The organism is Pseudovibrio sp. JE062, from assembly GCF_000156235.1.
Classification (GTDB): Bacteria; Pseudomonadota; Alphaproteobacteria; order Rhizobiales; family Stappiaceae; genus Pseudovibrio.
Window position 1 is genome coordinate 173,638 of sequence record NZ_DS996807.1, and the last position, 18,354, is coordinate 191,991.

At 52.0% G+C, this 18,354-nt stretch carries 16 protein-coding genes and 1 pseudogene; 14 read left to right on the forward strand and 3 right to left on the reverse strand.

Features of this window, described 5'->3' with window-relative positions; genetic code table 11:
• Positions 1 to 182: 182 nt before the first annotated feature.
• The 4 genes from sdhC to PJE062_RS08350 are packed head-to-tail and all read left to right on the forward strand — an operon-like array spanning position 183 to position 3,655.
• Positions 183 to 581, forward strand: a complete 399-nt coding sequence (gene sdhC, locus PJE062_RS08335; protein WP_008548214.1) for a succinate dehydrogenase, cytochrome b556 subunit — start codon at positions 183 to 185, stop codon at positions 579 to 581.
• 11 nt (positions 582 to 592) lie between these two features.
• Positions 593 to 976 (forward strand): succinate dehydrogenase, hydrophobic membrane anchor protein, encoded by a 384-nt coding sequence (gene sdhD, locus PJE062_RS08340; protein ID WP_008548683.1) that lies wholly within the window; start codon positions 593 to 595, stop codon positions 974 to 976.
• A gap of 5 nt (positions 977 to 981) precedes the next feature.
• On the forward strand, positions 982 to 2,847 hold the full coding sequence (gene sdhA, locus PJE062_RS08345; protein ID WP_008548323.1) for a succinate dehydrogenase flavoprotein subunit: 1,866 nt from the start codon (positions 982 to 984) through the stop codon (positions 2,845 to 2,847).
• A gap of 25 nt (positions 2,848 to 2,872) precedes the next feature.
• The gene (locus tag PJE062_RS08350) at positions 2,873 to 3,655 is read left to right on the forward strand and encodes a succinate dehydrogenase iron-sulfur subunit (protein ID WP_008548236.1); all 783 of its coding nucleotides are present in this window, start codon (positions 2,873 to 2,875) and stop codon (positions 3,653 to 3,655) included.
• Between the two features lie 83 nt (positions 3,656 to 3,738).
• On the opposite strand, the gene PJE062_RS08355 is transcribed toward PJE062_RS08350, so the two are convergent.
• Together PJE062_RS08355 and PJE062_RS08360 are read right to left on the reverse strand one after the other, a co-directional pair.
• Positions 3,739 to 4,425 (reverse strand): outer membrane protein, encoded by a 687-nt coding sequence (locus PJE062_RS08355; protein WP_008548630.1) that lies wholly within the window; start codon positions 4,423 to 4,425, stop codon positions 3,739 to 3,741.
• A gap of 249 nt (positions 4,426 to 4,674) precedes the next feature.
• A complete protein-coding gene (locus tag PJE062_RS08360; protein WP_008548272.1) occupies positions 4,675 to 5,274 on the reverse strand; it encodes a TetR/AcrR family transcriptional regulator in 600 nt (199 codons plus the stop codon).
• A gap of 208 nt (positions 5,275 to 5,482) precedes the next feature.
• Here PJE062_RS08360 and PJE062_RS08365 point away from each other — a divergent pair, with 208 nt between their 5' ends.
• Both PJE062_RS08365 and PJE062_RS08370 read left to right on the forward strand, forming a co-directional pair.
• Positions 5,483 to 5,836, forward strand: a complete 354-nt coding sequence (locus PJE062_RS08365) for a carboxymuconolactone decarboxylase family protein (RefSeq protein WP_008548520.1) — start codon at positions 5,483 to 5,485, stop codon at positions 5,834 to 5,836.
• Positions 5,837 to 5,974: 138 nt separating this feature from the next.
• Positions 5,975 to 6,799, forward strand: a complete 825-nt coding sequence (locus tag PJE062_RS08370; RefSeq protein WP_008548476.1) for a DNA polymerase beta superfamily protein — start codon at positions 5,975 to 5,977, stop codon at positions 6,797 to 6,799.
• A gap of 143 nt (positions 6,800 to 6,942) precedes the next feature.
• On the opposite strand, the gene PJE062_RS08375 is transcribed toward PJE062_RS08370, so the two are convergent.
• Positions 6,943 to 7,320, reverse strand: coding sequence for an MAPEG family protein (locus PJE062_RS08375; protein ID WP_008548820.1), 378 nt, complete (start codon positions 7,318 to 7,320; stop codon positions 6,943 to 6,945).
• 263 nt (positions 7,321 to 7,583) lie between these two features.
• On the opposite strand from PJE062_RS08375, the gene PJE062_RS08380 reads away from it, so the two are divergent.
• From PJE062_RS08380 to odhB, 8 genes and pseudogenes are all read left to right on the forward strand, one after another.
• A complete protein-coding gene (locus PJE062_RS08380) occupies positions 7,584 to 8,042 on the forward strand; it encodes a low molecular weight phosphatase family protein (protein WP_050773872.1) in 459 nt (152 codons plus the stop codon).
• Between the two features lie 188 nt (positions 8,043 to 8,230).
• The gene (locus tag PJE062_RS08385; RefSeq protein ID WP_008548619.1) at positions 8,231 to 8,770 is read left to right on the forward strand and encodes an AprI/Inh family metalloprotease inhibitor; all 540 of its coding nucleotides are present in this window, start codon (positions 8,231 to 8,233) and stop codon (positions 8,768 to 8,770) included.
• A gap of 233 nt (positions 8,771 to 9,003) precedes the next feature.
• The gene (zapE, locus tag PJE062_RS08390; RefSeq protein ID WP_008548743.1) at positions 9,004 to 10,155 is read left to right on the forward strand and encodes a cell division protein ZapE; all 1,152 of its coding nucleotides are present in this window, start codon (positions 9,004 to 9,006) and stop codon (positions 10,153 to 10,155) included.
• A gap of 194 nt (positions 10,156 to 10,349) precedes the next feature.
• Positions 10,350 to 11,312 (forward strand): malate dehydrogenase, encoded by a 963-nt coding sequence (mdh, locus tag PJE062_RS08395; RefSeq protein ID WP_008548788.1) that lies wholly within the window; start codon positions 10,350 to 10,352, stop codon positions 11,310 to 11,312.
• A 92-nt stretch (positions 11,313 to 11,404) separates the two neighbouring features.
• Complete coding sequence (sucC, locus tag PJE062_RS08400) at positions 11,405 to 12,604, forward strand: ADP-forming succinate--CoA ligase subunit beta (protein ID WP_008548594.1); 1,200 nt, start codon at positions 11,405 to 11,407, stop codon at positions 12,602 to 12,604.
• Positions 12,604 to 13,526 (forward strand): annotated as a pseudogene (sucD, locus tag PJE062_RS08405) (succinate--CoA ligase subunit alpha). The gene sucC and the pseudogene sucD overlap by 1 nt, the downstream one beginning before the upstream one ends.
• 184 nt (positions 13,527 to 13,710) lie before the next feature.
• Positions 13,711 to 16,680, forward strand: coding sequence for a 2-oxoglutarate dehydrogenase E1 component (locus PJE062_RS08410; RefSeq protein ID WP_008548523.1), 2,970 nt, complete (start codon positions 13,711 to 13,713; stop codon positions 16,678 to 16,680).
• A 67-nt stretch (positions 16,681 to 16,747) separates the two neighbouring features.
• Positions 16,748 to 18,256: a 2-oxoglutarate dehydrogenase complex dihydrolipoyllysine-residue succinyltransferase gene (gene odhB, locus PJE062_RS08415; protein WP_008548282.1), complete on the forward strand. Its 1,509-nt coding sequence runs from the start codon at positions 16,748 to 16,750 to the stop codon at positions 18,254 to 18,256.
• The last annotated feature ends 98 nt before the right edge of the window (positions 18,257 to 18,354 follow it).

Consider the following 18,354-nt stretch of genomic DNA (forward strand, 5'->3'; position numbering starts at 1 on the left):
AGTTTACACCGCAAAATCTAATCATTTCGGCCAATTTTGAGGGCAAACCTAGTAGAAAAAGCATTTAGTCGCATAGGATGCTTTGACGCACCCAGAAACTGAAGGTATTAGAACCTCATACAACGCCTTGTTTTGTTACGTTTACGTAAGCGTAACTTAAACTAGGGACGGGAGAGAGATTTATGGCGAACGCTGACCTCAAGGCCAACAGGCCATTGTCGCCCCATCTTCAGATCTATAAGCCGATCGTGACGATGGTGATGTCTATTTTGCATCGCATCACCGGTGCGGCGCTTTACTTCGGAACGATCCTGATGGCGTTCTGGCTTGTCTGTGCAGCAGCAGGCCCTGAATCCTATCAGTTCGCGATGGATGTATTCGGTTCCTTCCTGGGCCAACTCGTCCTCTTTGGATTCACCTGGGCTCTTGTGCATCACATGCTGGGCGGCTTGCGCCACTTTGTATGGGACATGGGTCATGGCTTTGACTTGTCTGCAGCGAACTGGATGGCTCGCGCAACAATCATTGGCTCCGTAAGCCTCACAGTGATCCTCTGGATCATTGGCTTTATCGTTGCTTAAAGGAGAAACCGATGTCCGATATGCGCACCCCCCTCGCTAAAGTACGCGGCCTTGGTTCTGCCAAAGATGGCACAACACACTTCTGGCGCCAGCGCGTAACCGCTGTAGCCAACGTATTTCTGATTTCCTTCTTTGTTATCCTCGTTATCGCCCTTCAGGGTGCTGATTATGCGAGTTTCACTGAAGCGCTTCAAAATCCGGTCATTTCCATCTTGCTGCTATTGGTAATCCTGGTGGGTTGCCTGCACATGAAGCTGGGTATGCAGGTTATCATCGAAGATTACATTCACTCCGAAGGCCTCAAACTCCTTCTGCTCATGGGTAACATCTTCTTCGTTTCTATTATTGCACTCAGCTCCGTAGTTGCAGTGCTTAAAATCAGCTTCGGAGGCTGATCTCAATGGTTGAACAAACCGGTGTAGCAACAGCGCCGAGCCAGAGCGGCAAGGCCTATGAGTTTGTAGACCACAAGTTTGACGTTGTGGTTGTTGGTGCTGGTGGCGCAGGCCTCCGTGCAACGCTCGGCATGGCTGAGCAGGGCTTGAAGACAGCTTGTATTTCCAAGGTGTTCCCAACCCGTTCCCACACTGTGGCAGCACAGGGTGGTATCGCAGCAAGCTTGAAGAACATGACGCCAGACTGCTGGCAGTGGCATATGTATGACACTGTGAAGGGCTCTGACTGGCTTGGCGACACTGATGCGATGGAATACCTCGCTCGTGAAGCCCCTAAAGCGGTTTATGAGCTTGAGCACTACGGTGTGCCATTCTCCCGTACGGAAGAAGGCAAGATCTACCAGCGCCCATTCGGCGGCCACATGCAGAACTACGGTGAAGGTCCTCCGGTACAGCGCACCTGTGCGGCTGCTGACCGTACAGGCCACGCAATCCTGCATACGCTTTATGGCCAGTCCCTGCGCCACAACGCAGACTTCTTCATCGAGTACTTCGCACTCGACCTGATCATGTCCGACGATGGCGTGTGTCAGGGCGTGATTGCATGGAACCTCGACGACGGCACCATTCACCGCTTCTCTGCGAAGATGGTTGTTCTGGCGACCGGCGGTTATGGCCGCGCATACTTCTCTGCAACATCCGCGCACACCTGTACTGGTGACGGCGGCGGCATGATCGCACGTGCGGGCCTGCCTCTGCAGGATATGGAGTTCGTTCAGTTCCACCCAACCGGCATCTACGGCTCAGGCTGTCTGATCACTGAAGGTGCTCGCGGTGAAGGTGGTTATCTCGTGAACTCCGAAGGTGAGCGCTTCATGGAGCGTTACGCACCTTCCGCAAAAGACCTTGCATCCCGCGATGTTGTTTCCCGTTGTATGACAATGGAAATCCGCGAAGGCCGTGGTGTTGGCAAAAACAAAGACCACATCTTCCTGCATCTGGATCACCTCGATCCTGACCTGCTGGCAGAGCGTCTTCCAGGCATCTCCGAGAGCGCACGCATCTTCGCAGGCGTTGATGTAACCAAGGCTCCAATTCCGGTTCTGCCAACCGTTCACTACAACATGGGTGGTATTCCAACCAACTATTGGGGTGAAGTGCTGAACCCAACCAAAGACGATCCAAACGCAGTTGCGCCGGGTCTGATGGCTGTTGGTGAAGCTGGCTGTGCATCCGTTCACGGTGCAAACCGCCTCGGTTCCAACTCCCTGATTGACCTTGTTGTGTTCGGTCGTGCGGCAGCAATTCGCGCTGGTGAAGTGATTGACCGCGAAGCTCCAATCCCAGAGCCAAACGAAGCAAGCAGCCAGAAGATCATGGCGCGCTTCGACAAGCTTCGCTTTGCGAAGGGTGGTACTCCAACCGCTGACCTGCGCCTGAAGATGCAGAAGACCATGCAGGAAGATGCTGCGGTGTTCCGTACTCAGGAAAGCCTGGAACAGGGTTGTGAGCGCATCTCCGCAATCTGGGGTGAACTGAGCGATCTGCACGTTTCCGATAGCTCTATGATCTGGAACTCTGATCTGGTCGAGACTCTCGAACTCGAAAACCTTATGGCCAACGCGATCACCACTGTTTACGGCGCTGAAGCCCGTAAAGAGAGCCGTGGCGCGCACGCTCGTGAAGACTACAAAGATGGTCCTCTAGGTGGTCGTAACGATGACGAATGGCGCAAGCACACCATCTCCCATCTCTCCGAAGATGGTAAGGTGACGCTCAGCTACCGTCCGGTTGTTCTTGAGCCGCTGACCACCTACGAACAGGGTGGCATCGACATGAAGAAGATCGCACCGAAAGCCCGCGTCTACTAAGGCGCCGAAACCAGGAGTAACTGTTATGGCTGAATTCCAACTGCCAAAAAACTCCCGGATGGGAGAGGGCAAGGTCTGGCCGAAACCAGAAGGCGCCACCAACGTACGTGAGTACCGCATCTACCGCTGGTCTCCAGACGATGGTCGCAACCCGCGCATCGACACCTACTACGTTGATGCTGACGAGTGTGGCCCAATGGTTCTGGATGCGCTCATCTACATCAAGGACAAGGTCGATCCGACACTGACTTTCCGTCGTTCTTGTCGTGAGGGTATCTGTGGTTCCTGTGCGATGAACATCGACGGAACCAACACACTGGCATGTACAAAGGGTGCGGACGAATGTTCCCACGAGATCGTCAAGATTTATCCTTTGCCGCACATGCCTGTTGTGAAGGACCTTGTACCGGATCTGACGCGCTTCTACGCGCAGCATCGCTCTATCGAGCCATGGCTGAAAACCACCACACCTGAGCCTGAAAAAGAATGGCTGCAGTCCTACGAAGATCGCCAGAAACTGGATGGTCTTTATGAGTGCATTCTGTGTGCTTGCTGCTCCACCTCTTGCCCAAGCTACTGGTGGAATGGTGATCGCTACCTCGGCCCTGCTATCCTTCTGCAGGCATACCGTTGGCTGATCGACAGCCGTGATGAGGCAACTGGTGAGCGTCTGGACAATCTGGAAGATCCATTCCGTCTGTACCGCTGCCACACCATCATGAACTGTTCTCAGGCATGTCCTAAGGGTCTGAACCCTGCAAAGGCAATTGCTGAGATCAAGAAGATGATGGTTGAGCGCCGCGTCTAATCAGCGTTCAAGCGACCTATCAGAACACAAAAAGCCGCCTCACTGAAATGAGGCGGCTTTTTTCATTTTGGGGCTAATACAGCCTAGAACTTATAGGAAACACCCAGTCGGATTGCATCGCTGTCGATGTCTTCCTTGAAGCGTGTACCGCCTACGGTGAAGCTGCGGCCCGGGAATACGATGCGTTCGTAGTCGAGGCGCACGATAATCCGCTCTGTGACAAACATCTCAAGGCCAGCGCCGCCAACCCAGCCCAGCATTGTGTTGCTGTCTGTGCCGGGGCCAAAGTTTGGATTTGAGGCGCGGAAGGTAGAAACCGCTGCACCACCAGTCACATAGGCCATAAACCAATCATAAGTCAGGCCAGCTCTGATCTTGGCTGCTGCGAAGTAATCGGAGCGCAGGGACATTTCACCACGTGAACGCTCACCAAAGGCCCAATAGGCACCTTCACCTTCTACGCCGATCAGAATGTTCTGGTAGGTGTAGTTGTAACCGCCATACAGACCGACAGTGCCGCCATTGTACTGAGAGCCACTGTTATTGAAGCGGTTCGTGCCATGCAGGCGAGCCCAACCGCCCTGAACACCGAGATAAAAACCATCCCAGTCATACTCAGGCGGGGTGATCAGCCCGTCGACAACTTCTTCCTCATAAACTTCATAGGGTTCTTCCACCTCAACACCGGGTGGATATTCAACAGCATAGGAATGGCTGCTGAAGCCGAGCAATCCCAATACCGCAAACGCAAATACTCTTAAGCGACTCATTGGTTCCCCCAAAATACGCAAGAGGATGACACGGCTAAAAAATCAGACGTGATAGGTAACTTGATACAAATAAGTCTAGAACTGTGATCTTTATAAATGCTTGATTTTAAAAAGGAAAATTTGCGTTAATGCTAGTTCGAAATGACAAGTGCGTACGTGCTGTTTTATAAGTTTTAAGGGAGCGAAATCTGCAATCCCTACGAAACAGTCAACGCCATTGAATGCGGTTTACGAAAAATCAGCGACTCTCTAGCGCCGTTCAACACCCTTCAGCACAAGCTTGATAACGCCAATGCACTCTTTGCGCTGAATGTCATACGGTTCCTGGCTGTGTAGCTGAGGGAAGCGGAACTTCATTGTGGCCGCATGGATGTTCCGCGCAACCTGACTAACCTCACGCAGGTCAAACTCTTCAGCAAGGTTGCCGGAATGGAGGATAGTATGCATCGGTTGACGAACAAGCCGGAACAGCTCCTCAAAGTCTTCCGGGCGCTTGCGTTCAAGCACTTGCAGGCAGTCAGCTAGTCCCTGATTAAGTTCCAGCAACCGGTATGTCTCTTCAAACTCCATCAAAAGGAACTTGCTCAGACGTGCAGATGCGCTGGCATTGGGATCAGTCGCAGTTTCAAGACGTGCCACAAGCTTCACCACCTCAGCAGCAACCACTGCACAGGCAAGGTCAATTTTGCTGGGATAGAAGTTGTAGATGTGCGCCATCGAAATGCCTGAGGCATCAGCAATTTCGCTCACCGAGGTCTTCTTGTAGCCTTGGGAGAGGAATGCATCACGGGCAGCGCTGAGAAGATCAGCAGCACGGCCCTTTGCAGTCAGGATTTCTGCGATGGACATCTTAATTTCCGAAATGAAAAAACGAGAGTTCCTTCAGTAATCATAGCTGAGTAAAGATTGCAATGACGTTAGCGTCACATTAACAGGCAAATTATGTAAAAACACGAATGATATTAATACGTTATGCGTGATTTCTTTGATTTTTATCATTGTTGGGTTTCGGTGAATTATTAGTATTAGTAATATCTAATATAAAAGGAGTCGAAGCATGGCTGTAGAGAATTGGCAAGAATTTCTGAAACAAACCGACGGTCGCCTCGCTGAACTTCGCCCAGGCATCCCTGGCGTAATGAAGGGATTTGGCGAAATCGCGAAAAGCGCGATCGGAACCGGTGCTCTTGAGCCAAAGCAGAAAGAACTCATCGCAATCTCAATTGGTGTGGCTGCGCGCTGCGATGCATGCCTGGGCTACCACGCAAAAGCTTGCATCAAGTACGGCGTAACCCGCGAAGAGCTTATGGAAGCGCTCGGCGTAGCGGTTTACATGGGCGGCGGACCTTCCCTGATGTACGCTGCCGAGGCGCTGAGCGCATTTGATGCTCTTTTGGAAGAAGCGAAGTAAGACACCGCACATCTTCACAATGCCTCTCTGTTTTCCTAAAACTTAGAGAGCAAACTGCTCGTGTGCACTTGCCCTGAATTGCGTTCAAGGGTAAGTGCAACGAGGGGAAGCCTCTTAGATTTCAGGTAGGCAATATTGGTGGGTGCACCTTCACAGGTCGGTTCGGAAAGCTCTTCTGTATTTTTTGAGCTTGAAAAGAGCTTTCGTGATTTGGAAAACGAGAGAAATCTGCGTGTTCTGCACGCGGGCGATCTTTCGCACCTCTACCTCAACAAGAAGTCCGAGGACTACTACGCCAATTGCCGGTTCATCTACATTCGGTCAATTGAGCACTACCTCTCCCTTTTTCCTGCTGAAGACACGCTGGAAGTTGACGTAAACACACCAGCAAACGTGTCTGGATGGGATCTTAAGAAGACGCTGATCGCTTTGCTAAAGGGTAATCCTGAGCCTCTGGATTGGGTTCAGTTGAAAGATCCATATGCAGGACACGATGAGTTTCCGAAATCCCTGGTTTCCTTCGCACTTGAGTACTGCGACCCTGTCCGTTTCGCCCTCTATCATTACAACAGGCTGGAGCGCCAAAAACACAGGTTCGATGGGGTTTCACTGACAGAGATCGTTCCTGAGCGACTTTATGATCTTATCCGTTCCTCGCTAGTCCTGCGCTGGTACAACCAGAATCGCTATCAAGGCGTTCCGCCTTCACGCTTGATGGAAATCGCGGAAGCGACCTTCATTCGTCCAGTCCTTCGCGGTGAAATCGAAGAACTGGTTGAGCGCAGTGAAGCTGGAATGATCAAGGATGTTGTTCGTCCAGCAGGCGCAATCAATGATCTGATCCTGTCAGAGCTGGAGGCCGGGCCCGCCTTGTTGGCTCGTCGTCGACGCGCGTTCACACAAGAAACAGCGTCTCAGGCAGATAGATTCTTCCTGAAGTGGGCAGTCGTCCCTAAAAACTAAAGGGGCTGATAAGGCCGCCTGTTTACTTCTCGCGATTACTGAGCTGCGGAAACTGCAGAACTGCGCCAGTTTGCGCAAGAAAGGTCTTTACCTTTCTCACAATACCTTGAAATCGCGGGGATTATGACCCTCAGCGCTTGCTGTTAAGACCACGCCGGAGACGTGAACAGCGCAACACAACAGACCAATCCAACGAACCAGACTAGAGAGCGCAAGGTCGCGCGGTTGAGCCAATAGCAGGCGACGTAAAGAAGACGCATCGCGATGAACAGGCCGCACAATCTTTCGATCCAGTCTGGGTTGCCGCCATAAGCAAGGGCAACGAGAACTGAAATTGCGAAAAGAGGAAATGCTTCGTAGCCGTTGACCTCAGCGGAACGAGCACGCAGGCGGAAACCTTCTTTCCAGTACTCAGGATCTCTTGGATTGGCATTGTCGAATTTGCGCGAAAATTTGGCAGGAAGAACAGATAGCCATGGCATCAGACCGGCAATCAAAATTGTCCATAAAGGAAAAGACATTGTGCAAGCTCCAAACAAGATCAAGAAAATCGGAGCCTTTATACAGGCGTTGAGAAGCAAAGTGAACTGAGTTCACTTAGGTTTGAAGTCAATATGGCGAATATTTCTGTGCCTTGGCTTCGCTCAATCCAAAATCAATCGCATTTATTTTAAGCGCATCGTTCGGTTGTCATCGATCCGAAGAAAAAGGGTACTATGAAGTGCTCGAACCGTATGACACCGAATGATTGGACACTGTCCGGCGCTCCAGTGGAGGCGTGCCTATGACCAAGGCAAATGTACTGTTTGTATGCGTAGATAACTCGTTTCTGAGCCTGGCGGCTGAGGCTTACCTTAACCACACATCCATGGGTGAGTTGCGTGCCTTCTCTGCAGGGCCCTTGCCTCGGGAAGAGATGGTATCTCTCACGCAGAAAGTCCTTTTCACCAATGGAATGGATGAGAGTGGCCTCCATCCCAAGCCGTGGACCATTTTTTCGCTGCCGCACGCACCCCAGCCCGATTACATAATAAGCCTTCAGACAAGCGTGCTTCTTGACAAGCAACCAATGTGGCCTGGGCAACCTGTGAAGATGAACTGGGACATCTGTCTAGATGAAAACATGCCGCGAAACATAAAAGAGGCCACAGATGCATTCCACAAAATTAAAGAATCTATAGATCTCGCAATCTCATCTAAGGTATTTTCTAGTGATTCTCTGAATTGGCGTGCCGCTTGTTAAGCTTCACTGGCCCAATGCTTTATCGTAGTTGTCAGATTTTCGCATATTTCCCCTAGGAAACAGGGGTTTCAGTGGGAAACTCACATTTTTTTGAGTGCTAAACCTTTCACCTGCCATGTTTTAGGGGCAGTTTCTTAAGGTCTTTATGGTTAATACGCCTTAATTCACAAGGCTGGGATGACACCACTATGAATCGTAGTTTGACGATTGCATTTGTTTCTGTAATTGCACTTTCCACTATGGCGTGCCAACGGACGACGTATACCCGTAGCTATGTCTCTCCGTTGCCTGCTTCCCCGATCTCACCAATCGAAGGCCAGACGCTGTCGCCGATCACACCTGGTCAGCCAGGCTCTGAAGGCCAGATCCTGGTTGATGGTCAGGACGCAAACGCTAACTCTCAGGTTGTTTCTGCACCACCTGCTCCAAACGTAAACGCAACAGGCGGCTCCGTAGGCCGGACTGACCTGCTAGGCGGCTGGAGCGTTTCTTCAGGCGGCGACAACTGTAAGCTCTTCATGACCCTGACCAAATGGAGTGGCGGCTACCGCGCGAACACCCGCGGCTGTAGCGATGCAACACTCTCTCAGATCTCCGCATGGAATCTGAATGGCAATCAGGTTGTCCTGAAAGACGCTGGCGGCGGAAATGTAGCGACCCTTTCTGGTGGCGGAACCAACTTCTCCGGCCAGACAGCGAACGGCGCTCCAATCAACTTCGCCCGCTAATCATCAGTTGATGGTTTTATAAGTTTAGAAGCGTTGCGCTGGTATCAGGCGCAGCGCTTTTTGTGTTTGTGCAAGTACGCCGTAGATTTTGATGAGATGTGAGGCATTGGTTTTACGAATAAACCCTATTGTACTTGCGTCTGGGTAGCGCTCTCCATTATGCCATGGGCAAATATGCCCAATGGGCCGGGTGATTTGCCCTTCAAAAAATCAGCTTAAGGAATGTGAGCTCCGTGCTTGAGAATACGTCTAACCTAACAACCGTCCTTGCCAACTATGAAGCAATGGTCGCGCGGGGCGATCTGGAAGCAGACCCAGCGCAGATTCAGGTGGCAAAATCTCTTGATGCTTTGACAGCCGAAATGGCACAGCGAAAGCCAGAAGAGAAGAAAGGCCTGCTGGGACGCTTGTTTGGCAAGGGCAAGGAAGAGCAGGAGTTCACCAAGGGGCTCTATGTCTGGGGTTCCGTTGGACGCGGCAAGACCATGCTTATGGATCTGTTCTTCGATCTCAGTCCGGAGCCTAAGAAACACCGCTCTCACTTTCACGAGTTCATGGAGGAGGTTCATGACCGCGTGTTTATCGTCCGAAAGCAGATCAGCGCTGGCACCATCAAGGATCGCGATCCAATCATCCCGATTGCCGAGCAGATCGCCAGCGAAACGCGCCTCCTTTGTTTTGACGAGTTCACTGTCACGGACATTGCTGACGCCATGTTGCTCGGCCGACTGTTTGGCAAGTTGTTCGAGGCTGGTGTTGTTGTCGTGTGCACCTCAAACGTGGTGCCAGACGAGCTCTATAAGGACGGACTGAATAGAAATCACATTCTTCCATTCATCCGTTCTCTGAATGAGCGGATGAATATTCTGCACCTTGATGCCCCCACCGATTATCGCCTTGAAAAGCTCTCCGGCTCAGACACGTACCTGGAGCCACTTGGCCCGGAAAGCCTGCAGCGCATGGAGAAGCTCTGGGACAGCATGACTTATGGCCTTCAATGCCATCTGGTTGAGCTGGAAAACAAGGGTCGGAAAATCCCGGTAAGCCGGACTTGTAGCGCGATTGCCTGGTTCACATTCCAGGAGCTCTGCTGCACCCCGCTGGGACCATCCGATTATCTGCGTATTGCACATGCTTTCAACACAGTTTTCCTCGAAGGTGTGCCCGTCCTGGACAAGACACGTCGGAATGAGGCTAAGCGATTCATTAATCTGATCGATACGCTATATGACAATCACGTCCATCTCGTGATTCAGGCAGGCGCAGAGCCGCAAGACCTCTATGTCGCCTCTTCTGGAACGGAAGCTTTTGAGTTCGATCGGACTGCTTCGCGGCTCATTGAAATGCGTTCGGAAGAGTACTTGATGCATGAGCAGAATACCTAAAACTGAAAAAATTTAAATATTTTCAGAAATGACGTATTGAGAGCTTATCCAAACTGCTAAAAAAACGTCATTTTACGGAAAATAACGCGGATGTGTGCTTCATTTGGGTTGCGCACATGCGTCAAAAACGCTACCCACTGCGACAAATAGGCACCATATATCATGGTTCTATGTTACGTAAAGGGGAGCTTCTCATGGCGCGCAACAAGATTGCTTTGATTGGATCTGGTCAGATTGGTGGCACACTTGCACACCTCGCTGGTCTGAAAGAACTGGGTGATATCGTTCTGTTCGATATCGCTGAAGGTATGCCTCAGGGTAAGGCTTTGGACCTGGCAGAATCTTCTCCGGTTGATGGCTTTGACTCAGGTCTGTCTGGCACCAACACCTATGAAGGTATCGAAGGCGCTGATGTCGTCATCGTGACCGCAGGTGTTCCTCGTAAACCTGGCATGAGCCGTGATGACCTGCTTGAAATCAACCTGAAGGTTATGGAACAGGTTGGTGCTGGTATTAAGAAGTACGCACCAGACGCATTCGTTATCTGCATCACCAACCCGCTCGACGCAATGGTTTGGGCTCTCCAGAAGTTCTCTGGTCTGCCAGCAAACAAAGTTGTCGGCATGGCTGGTGTTCTGGACAGCGCGCGCTTCCGCTACTTCCTCGCTGAAGAATTCAACGTATCCGTAGAAGACGTAACCGCATTCGTTCTTGGCGGTCACGGCGACACCATGGTTCCGCTGACACGTTACTCCACCGTTGCCGGTGTGCCTCTGACCGATCTTGTTAAGATGGGCTGGCTCACTGCAGAGCGTCTGGAAGAAATCGTACAGCGCACCCGTGATGGTGGCGCAGAGATCGTAGGCCTGCTGAAAACTGGTTCCGCATTCTACGCACCAGCTGCTTCTGCTATCCAGATGGCTGAGAGCTACCTGAAAGATAAAAAGCGCGTTCTTCCATGTGCGGCTCATCTTGATGGTCAGTACGGTCAGAAAGATATGTACGTTGGCGTGCCAACCGTTATCGGCGCAAATGGCATCGAACGTATCATTGAAATCGATCTCAATAGCGATGAAAAAGCTATGTTCGACAAGTCCGTTGCTTCCGTAAACGGTCTCGTTGACGCTTGTAAGAAAATCCAGCCTGCTCTGGCATAAGCCAGGCAAGCTTTGATCTGAAAGGCTGGCAGCAATTGTCGTTGCCAGTCTAGCTTCCTGCTCCGGCAGGGCCCTTAGAATGGGAAGTGCAGATGAACATTCATGAGTATCAGGCTAAAGCAGTCCTGAAAGAATACGGCGCACCGGTTGCTGAAGGTGTCGCAATTTTCTCCGCAGACGAAGCAAAAGCTGCGGCAGATAAACTTCCTGGCCCGCTTTGGGTTGTGAAGTCCCAGATCCACGCCGGTGGCCGTGGTAAAGGTAAGTTCAAGGAACTCGGCCCAGACGCAAAGGGCGGCGTTCGCTTGGCATTCAGCAAGGACGAAGTTGAGTCCCACGCGAATGAGATGCTTGGCAACACCCTCGTAACCGCTCAGACCGGTGACGCAGGTAAAGTTGTAAACCGTCTTTACATTGAAGACGGTGCAGACATCGATCGCGAACTGTACCTCTCCCTTCTGGTAGACCGTACTTGTGGTCAGGTTGCTTTCGTAGCATCCACCGAAGGCGGCATGGACATCGAAGAAGTTGCACACGCAACTCCTGAAAAGATCCTCACCCTGCCAATCAATCCATTGGAAGGCGTGACTGAAGAGAAAGCTGCTGCGCTTTGCGACACTCTCAAGCTTGAAGGTGAAGCACGCAAAGACGGCATGAAGCTGTTCCCAATCCTCTACAAAGCATTTGTAGAAAAGGATATGGCGCTTCTCGAAATCAACCCGCTGATCGTCATGGAAAACGGTCGTCTGCGCGTTCTGGATGCGAAAGTATCCTTCGACGGCAACGCACTGTTCCGCCACGAAGACATCGTTGCTCTGCGCGATAAGACCGAAGAAGACGAAAAAGAGATCGAAGCTTCCAAGCACGACCTCGCGTACGTTGCTCTAGACGGTAACATCGGCTGCATGGTGAACGGTGCTGGTCTCGCTATGGCGACCATGGACATCATCAAGCTGTATGGTGCTGAGCCTGCAAACTTCCTCGACGTTGGTGGAGGCGCTACCAAAGAGAAAGTAACCTCTGCGTTTAAGATCATCACGTCTGATCCAAACGTACAGGGCATTCTGGTTAACATCTTCGGCGGCATCATGCGCTGTGACGTTATCGCAGAAGGCGTGCTGGCTGCTGTTAAAGAAGTTGGCCTGCAGGTTCCACTCGTTGTGCGTCTTGAGGGCACCAACGTTGAGCTTGGCAAAAAGATCATCAACGAGAGCGGCATGAATGTTATTCCTGCTGACGATCTCGATGACGCAGCTCAGAAAATCGTAGCTGCTGTGAAGGAGGTCGCATAATGTCCATCCTCGTAGATAAAGACACCAAAGTTATTGTTCAGGGTCTGACCGGCAAAACCGGCACATTCCACACTGAGCAGGCACTGGCATACTTCGGCACCAAAATGGTTGCTGGCGTACACCCTAAAAAAGGCGGCGAAACCTGGTCTTCTGGCCTGGATTCCGCAGCTGAACTGCCAATCTTCGCTTCCGTTAAAGAAGCTAAAGAGGCAACCGGTGCAAACGCTTCTGTAGTTTATGTTCCACCAGCAGGTGCAGCAGCTGCAATCATCGAAGCAATCGACGCAGAAATCCCATTCATCGTTTGTATCACTGAGGGTATCCCAGTTGCAGACATGGTGAAGGTGAAAGCTCGCCTCGACAACTCCAACAGCCGTCTGCTTGGCCCGAACTGCCCAGGCGTTCTGACCCCTGAAGAATGTAAAATCGGCATCATGCCTGGTTCTATCTTCAAAAAGGGTAATGTTGGCATCGTGTCCCGCTCAGGTACCCTGACTTATGAAGCTGTGTTCCAGACTTCTCAGAAGGCCTCGGCCAGACCACTGCTGTTGGTATCGGTGGTGACCCGGTTAAGGGTACCGAGTTCATCGACATGCTGGACCTGTTCCTGGACGACCCAGAAACAGAATCCATCATCATGATCGGTGAGATCGGTGGTTCTGCTGAAGAAGAAGCTGCTGAGTGGCTGAAAGAACAGGCTGCTAAAGGCCGCAAGAAGCCAATGGTTGGCTTCATCGCAGGTCGTACAGCGCCTCCAGGCCGTACCATGGGTCACGCAGGTGCTGTGATCTCTGGCGGTAAAGGTGGTGCAGATGACAAGATCGCAGCAATGGAAGATGCGGGTATCCGTGTATCTCCATCTCCTGCGAAGCTTGGCAAAACCCTTGTTGCTCTTCTCGAAGAATTGAAGCAGGGCGCTTAAAAATTACACCTCCTACACTATTTAGGAGGCATACTAAATCGACTGTCGGTGAATCACTTTCATCGACAGTCCTTGAGGAGGCAGTAAGTCCCCAGGCTTACTGTCAGTCGCGGGACCCAAGGGTATGTGGTGTGTGACACCCGCCCAAAGAAAGTAGGGCGGATCAAAAGTCCGCTTAAAAACGATGGCTCGGCAGGACGCGAACAACGTATTCGCGCTGACGTCGTTTCTATACGGCGCCAACGCTCCTTATATTGAAGAGCTTTATGCTCAATATCAGGAAAACCCGAATTCACTCGATCCCGAGTGGAAAGAATTCTTTTCTTCGCTTCAGGACAATCCAGAGGACGTAATCAAGGAAGCTCGTGGAGCGACCTGGAAGCGTTCTGACTGGCCAGTTCCAGCAAACGGTGAACTGGTTTCAGCTCTTGATGGCGATTGGCCTGCTGAGAAAGAAGTCAGCAAGAAGATCAAGTCCACAGCCAAGAAAAATGGCGTCGAGCTAACCGAAGATCAGGTGCTGCAGGCAACACGTGACAGTGTCCGCGCTATCATGATGATCCGTGCATACCGTATGCGCGGCCATTTGCATGCTGATCTTGACCCGCTCCGTCTGGCTGTTCCTGGTGACCACGAAGAGTTGCATCCCGCGACCTATGGCTTCTCTGAACAGGACTGGGATCGGAAGATCTTCCTGGACAACGTTCTGGGTATGGAATTCGCCACCATCCGCGAGATGTTGGACATTCTGAAACGGACTTATTGCTCCACCCTTGGTGTTGAGTTCATGCACATCTCTGATCCTGCTGCAAAAGCATGGCTTCAGGAGCGCATCGAAGGTCCGGACAAGCATGTTGCCTTTACTCCGGAAGGTAAGAAGGCGATCCTCAACAAACTGGTTGAGGCTGAAGGCTTCGAGAAATTCCTCGACGTAAAATACACCGGTACCAAGCGTTTTGGTCTGGACGGTGGCGAAGCACTGATCCCTGCACTTGAGCAGATCATCAAGCGTGGTGGTGCTCTTGGCGTACAGGACATCGTTCTGGGCATGGCACACCGTGGCCGCCTGAACGTTCTGTCTCAGGTGATGGGCAAGCCTCACCGGGCAATCTTCCACGAGTTCAAGGGCGGTTCCTACGCTCCTGATGATGTGGAAGGCTCCGGCGACGTGAAGTACCATCTCGGTGCATCTTCTGACCGTTCCTTTGACAACAACAACGTTCACCTGTCTTTGACTGCGAACCCGTCTCACCTTGAGATCGTAAACCCGGTTGTTCTGGGTAAGGTACGCGCAAAACAGGACCAGCTGGCAGACTGGAAAGAAACAACGGAAGTTGAGCGTGACAACGTTCTTCCGCTGCTTCTGCACGGTGATGCTGCATTCGCTGGTCAGGGTGTTGTTGCTGAATGTTTCGGTCTGTCCGCACTGCGCGGTCACCGTACTGGTGGTTCCATCCACTTCATCATTAACAACCAGATCGGCTTCACAACCAATCCACGTTTCTCACGCTCTTCTCCATATCCTTCTGATGTGGCGAAAGTGATTGAAGCGCCAATCTTCCACGTAAACGGCGACGATCCAGAAGCTGTTACCTACGCTGCGAAGATTGCGATTGAGTACCGTCAGAAGTTCGGTCGGCCGGTTGTGATCGACATGATTTGTTACCGTCGCTTCGGCCACAACGAAGGCGACGAGCCTGCGTTCACGCAGCCAATCATGTACCGCAAGATCCGTAAGCACGCGACAACTCTGCAGATCTACGCTGACAAGCTGGTCAAAGAAGGCCTGATGTCCGCTGAAGACGTTGAGAAGGCAAAAGCTGACTGGCGTGCGCATCTGGACCGTGAGTTCGAAACTGGCCAGACCTACAAGCCAAATAAGGCTGACTGGCTGGATGGTCGCTGGTCTAAGATGAAGGTTGCTAAGGAAGTCGACGAGCCACGCCGTGGTTCTACAGGCATGCCTTTCGAAGATCTGAAGGCTATCGGCGAGAAGCTCTCTTCCGTGCCGGACGACTTCAACGCACACCGCACCATCCGTCGCTTTATGAGCAACCGTGCCAAAATGATCGAAACCGGTGAAGGTATCGATTGGGCAATGGGTGAAGCGCTCGCATTCGGTTCTCTTCTGAAAGAAGGCCATTCCGTTCGCCTGTCTGGTCAGGACTGTGAGCGCGGTACTTTCTCTCAGCGTCACTCCGTTCTTTACGATCAGGAAGACGAAGGCCGTTACATCCCGCTGAACCACGTTGGTGAAAAGCAGGGCCGCTACGAAGTAATCAACTCCATGCTTTCTGAAGAAGCGGTGTTGGGCTTCGAATACGGTTACTCCTTGACTGAGCCAAACGCGCTGACCATGTGGGAAGCACAGTTCGGCGACTTCGCAAACGGTGCTCAGGTGCTGTTCGACCAGTTCATCTCTTCTGGTGAGCGTAAATGGTTGCGTATGTCCGGTCTGGTTTGCTTGCTGCCACACGGCTACGAAGGCCAGGGCCCAGAGCACTCCTCTGCACGCCTTGAGCGCTTCTTGCAGATGTGCGCGGAAGACAACATGCAGGTTGCGAACTGTACAACGCCTGCAAACTACTTCCACATCCTGCGCCGTCAGCTGAAGCGTGACATTCGTAAGCCACTCGTTCTGATGACACCGAAGTCTCTGCTCCGCCACAAGCGAGCAGTTTCCAAGCTGGAAGACTTTGGCGCGGACGAGAGCTTCCACCGTCTCCTTCACGATGATGCTCAGACGAACCCAGGTTCAACTGTTGAGCTGAAGAAGGATGAAGACATCCGTCGCGTGATCCTCTGTACTGGTAAGGTCTACTATGACCTGCTTGAAGAGCGTGAGAAGCGTAACATCAACGATGTTTACATCCTCCGCGTTGAGCAGCTCTACCCATTCCCTACCAAATCCCTATGTGTAGAGATGGCGCGCTTCAAGAATGCAGACGTAGTCTGGTGTCAGGAAGAGCCAAAGAACATGGGCTCCTGGTTCTTCATTCAGCAGTACATTGAATGGGTTCTGGAGCATGTGAATGCAAAAGTGCATCGCCCACGTTACGTTGGCCGTCCACCAGCTGCTGCAACAGCAACCGGCTTGATGTCAAAGCACTTGGCTCAGCTACAAGCTTTCCTCGACGATGCATTCGCCGAGTAAGTACCTCGTAATCAGGTAAAGTCCGAGAGGCCTTTCAGGGGCCCTGAAACGAAAAGAGATAGAGACAATGGCGACGGAAATTCGAGTACCCACTCTGGGTGAATCCGTAACCGAGGCAACAATCGCTCAATGGTTCAAAAAACCGGGCGATGCGGTGAATGCAGACGAACCAATCGTTGAGCTGGAAACAGACAAAGTGACTGTTGAAGTGCCTGCTCCTGTTGCTGGCAAGCTGGAAAGCATCGACGTGAAAGAAGGCGACACTGTTGAAGTTGGCGCACTTCTTGGCGCTATTGCTGAAGGCGCTGCTGGCGCAGCAGCTGCTCCGGCAGCTAAGGCTGAACCAGCTACATCTGCAGCACCTGCTGAGACAATTGAAGTGCTCGTACCTTCCGCTGGTGAAAGTGTCACTGAAGCTGAAGTTGGTGAGTGGTCCGTGAAGGTGGGTGATGTTGTCAAGGCTGATGACATCCTCGTTGAACTGGAAACTGACAAAGCTGCTCAGGAAGTACCTAGCCCAGTTGCTGGTACTGTTGTTGAGATTGCTCAGGCAACTGGCGCAACTGTTGAGCCAGGCAACCTGCTCTGCAAGATCGCTAAAGGCGAGGGTGCAGCAGTTGCTGCTGTAGCAGCTCAGGCTGCCGCTGCTCCTGCACCAGCAGTATCCGGTTCCAGCATGCCTCCTGCACCATCTGCAGCAAAGATGATGGCTGAAAAAGGCCTCTCCGCTGATCAGGTTGCAGGCTCCGGCAAGCGCGGTCAGGTTCTCAAAGGTGATGTTCTCGCAGCTGTAGCTGCTGGCGTAACCGCTGCTCCTGCAGCAGTAGCTGCACCGGCTCCTGTCGCTGTTCGCGCACCATCTGCTCCGGCTGATGAAGTTCGTGAAGAACGTGTTCGCATGACCAAGCTGCGCCAGACCATTGCGCGCCGCCTGAAAGATGCTCAGAACACCGCGGCTATGCTGACCACTTACAACGAAGTGGACATGAAGCCGATCATGGATCTGCGCAAGCAGTACAAGGATATCTTCGAGAAGAAGCACGGCGTTAAGCTCGGCTTCATGGGTTTCTTCACCAAAGCAGTGACCCATGCTCTCAAAGAAATCCCAGCTGTAAACGCTGAGATCGATGGCACCGACATCATCTACAAGAACTTCGCACATATCGGCGTTGCTGTTGGCACACCGAAGGGTCTCGTTGTTCCTGTGGTTCGCGATGCTGACCAGATGTCCATCGCTGAGATCGAAAAAGAGATCGGCAACCTCGGCCGCAAAGGTCGTGACGGCAAGCTCTCCATGGCAGACATGCAGGGTGGCACCTTCACCATCTCCAACGGTGGTGTTTACGGTTCCCTGATGTCCTCTCCAATCCTGAATGCACCGCAGTCCGGTATCCTCGGCATGCACAAAATTCAGGAGCGTCCGGTCGCAATCAACGGTCAGGTCGAAATCCGTCCGATGATGTACCTGGCTCTGTCCTACGATCACCGTATCGTTGACGGCAAAGAGGCAGTGACCTTCCTGGTTCGCGTTAAAGAGAGCCTTGAAGATCCACAGCGTCTGGTTCTGGACCTCTAATATAAGCGTGCCCGGCACTGTCCGGGCACATTTGCTTTAAAGGGTGATTGGCGCACTTATCTCGTCGCTGCCTTCCCCCGACTACTTACAGGGATTAG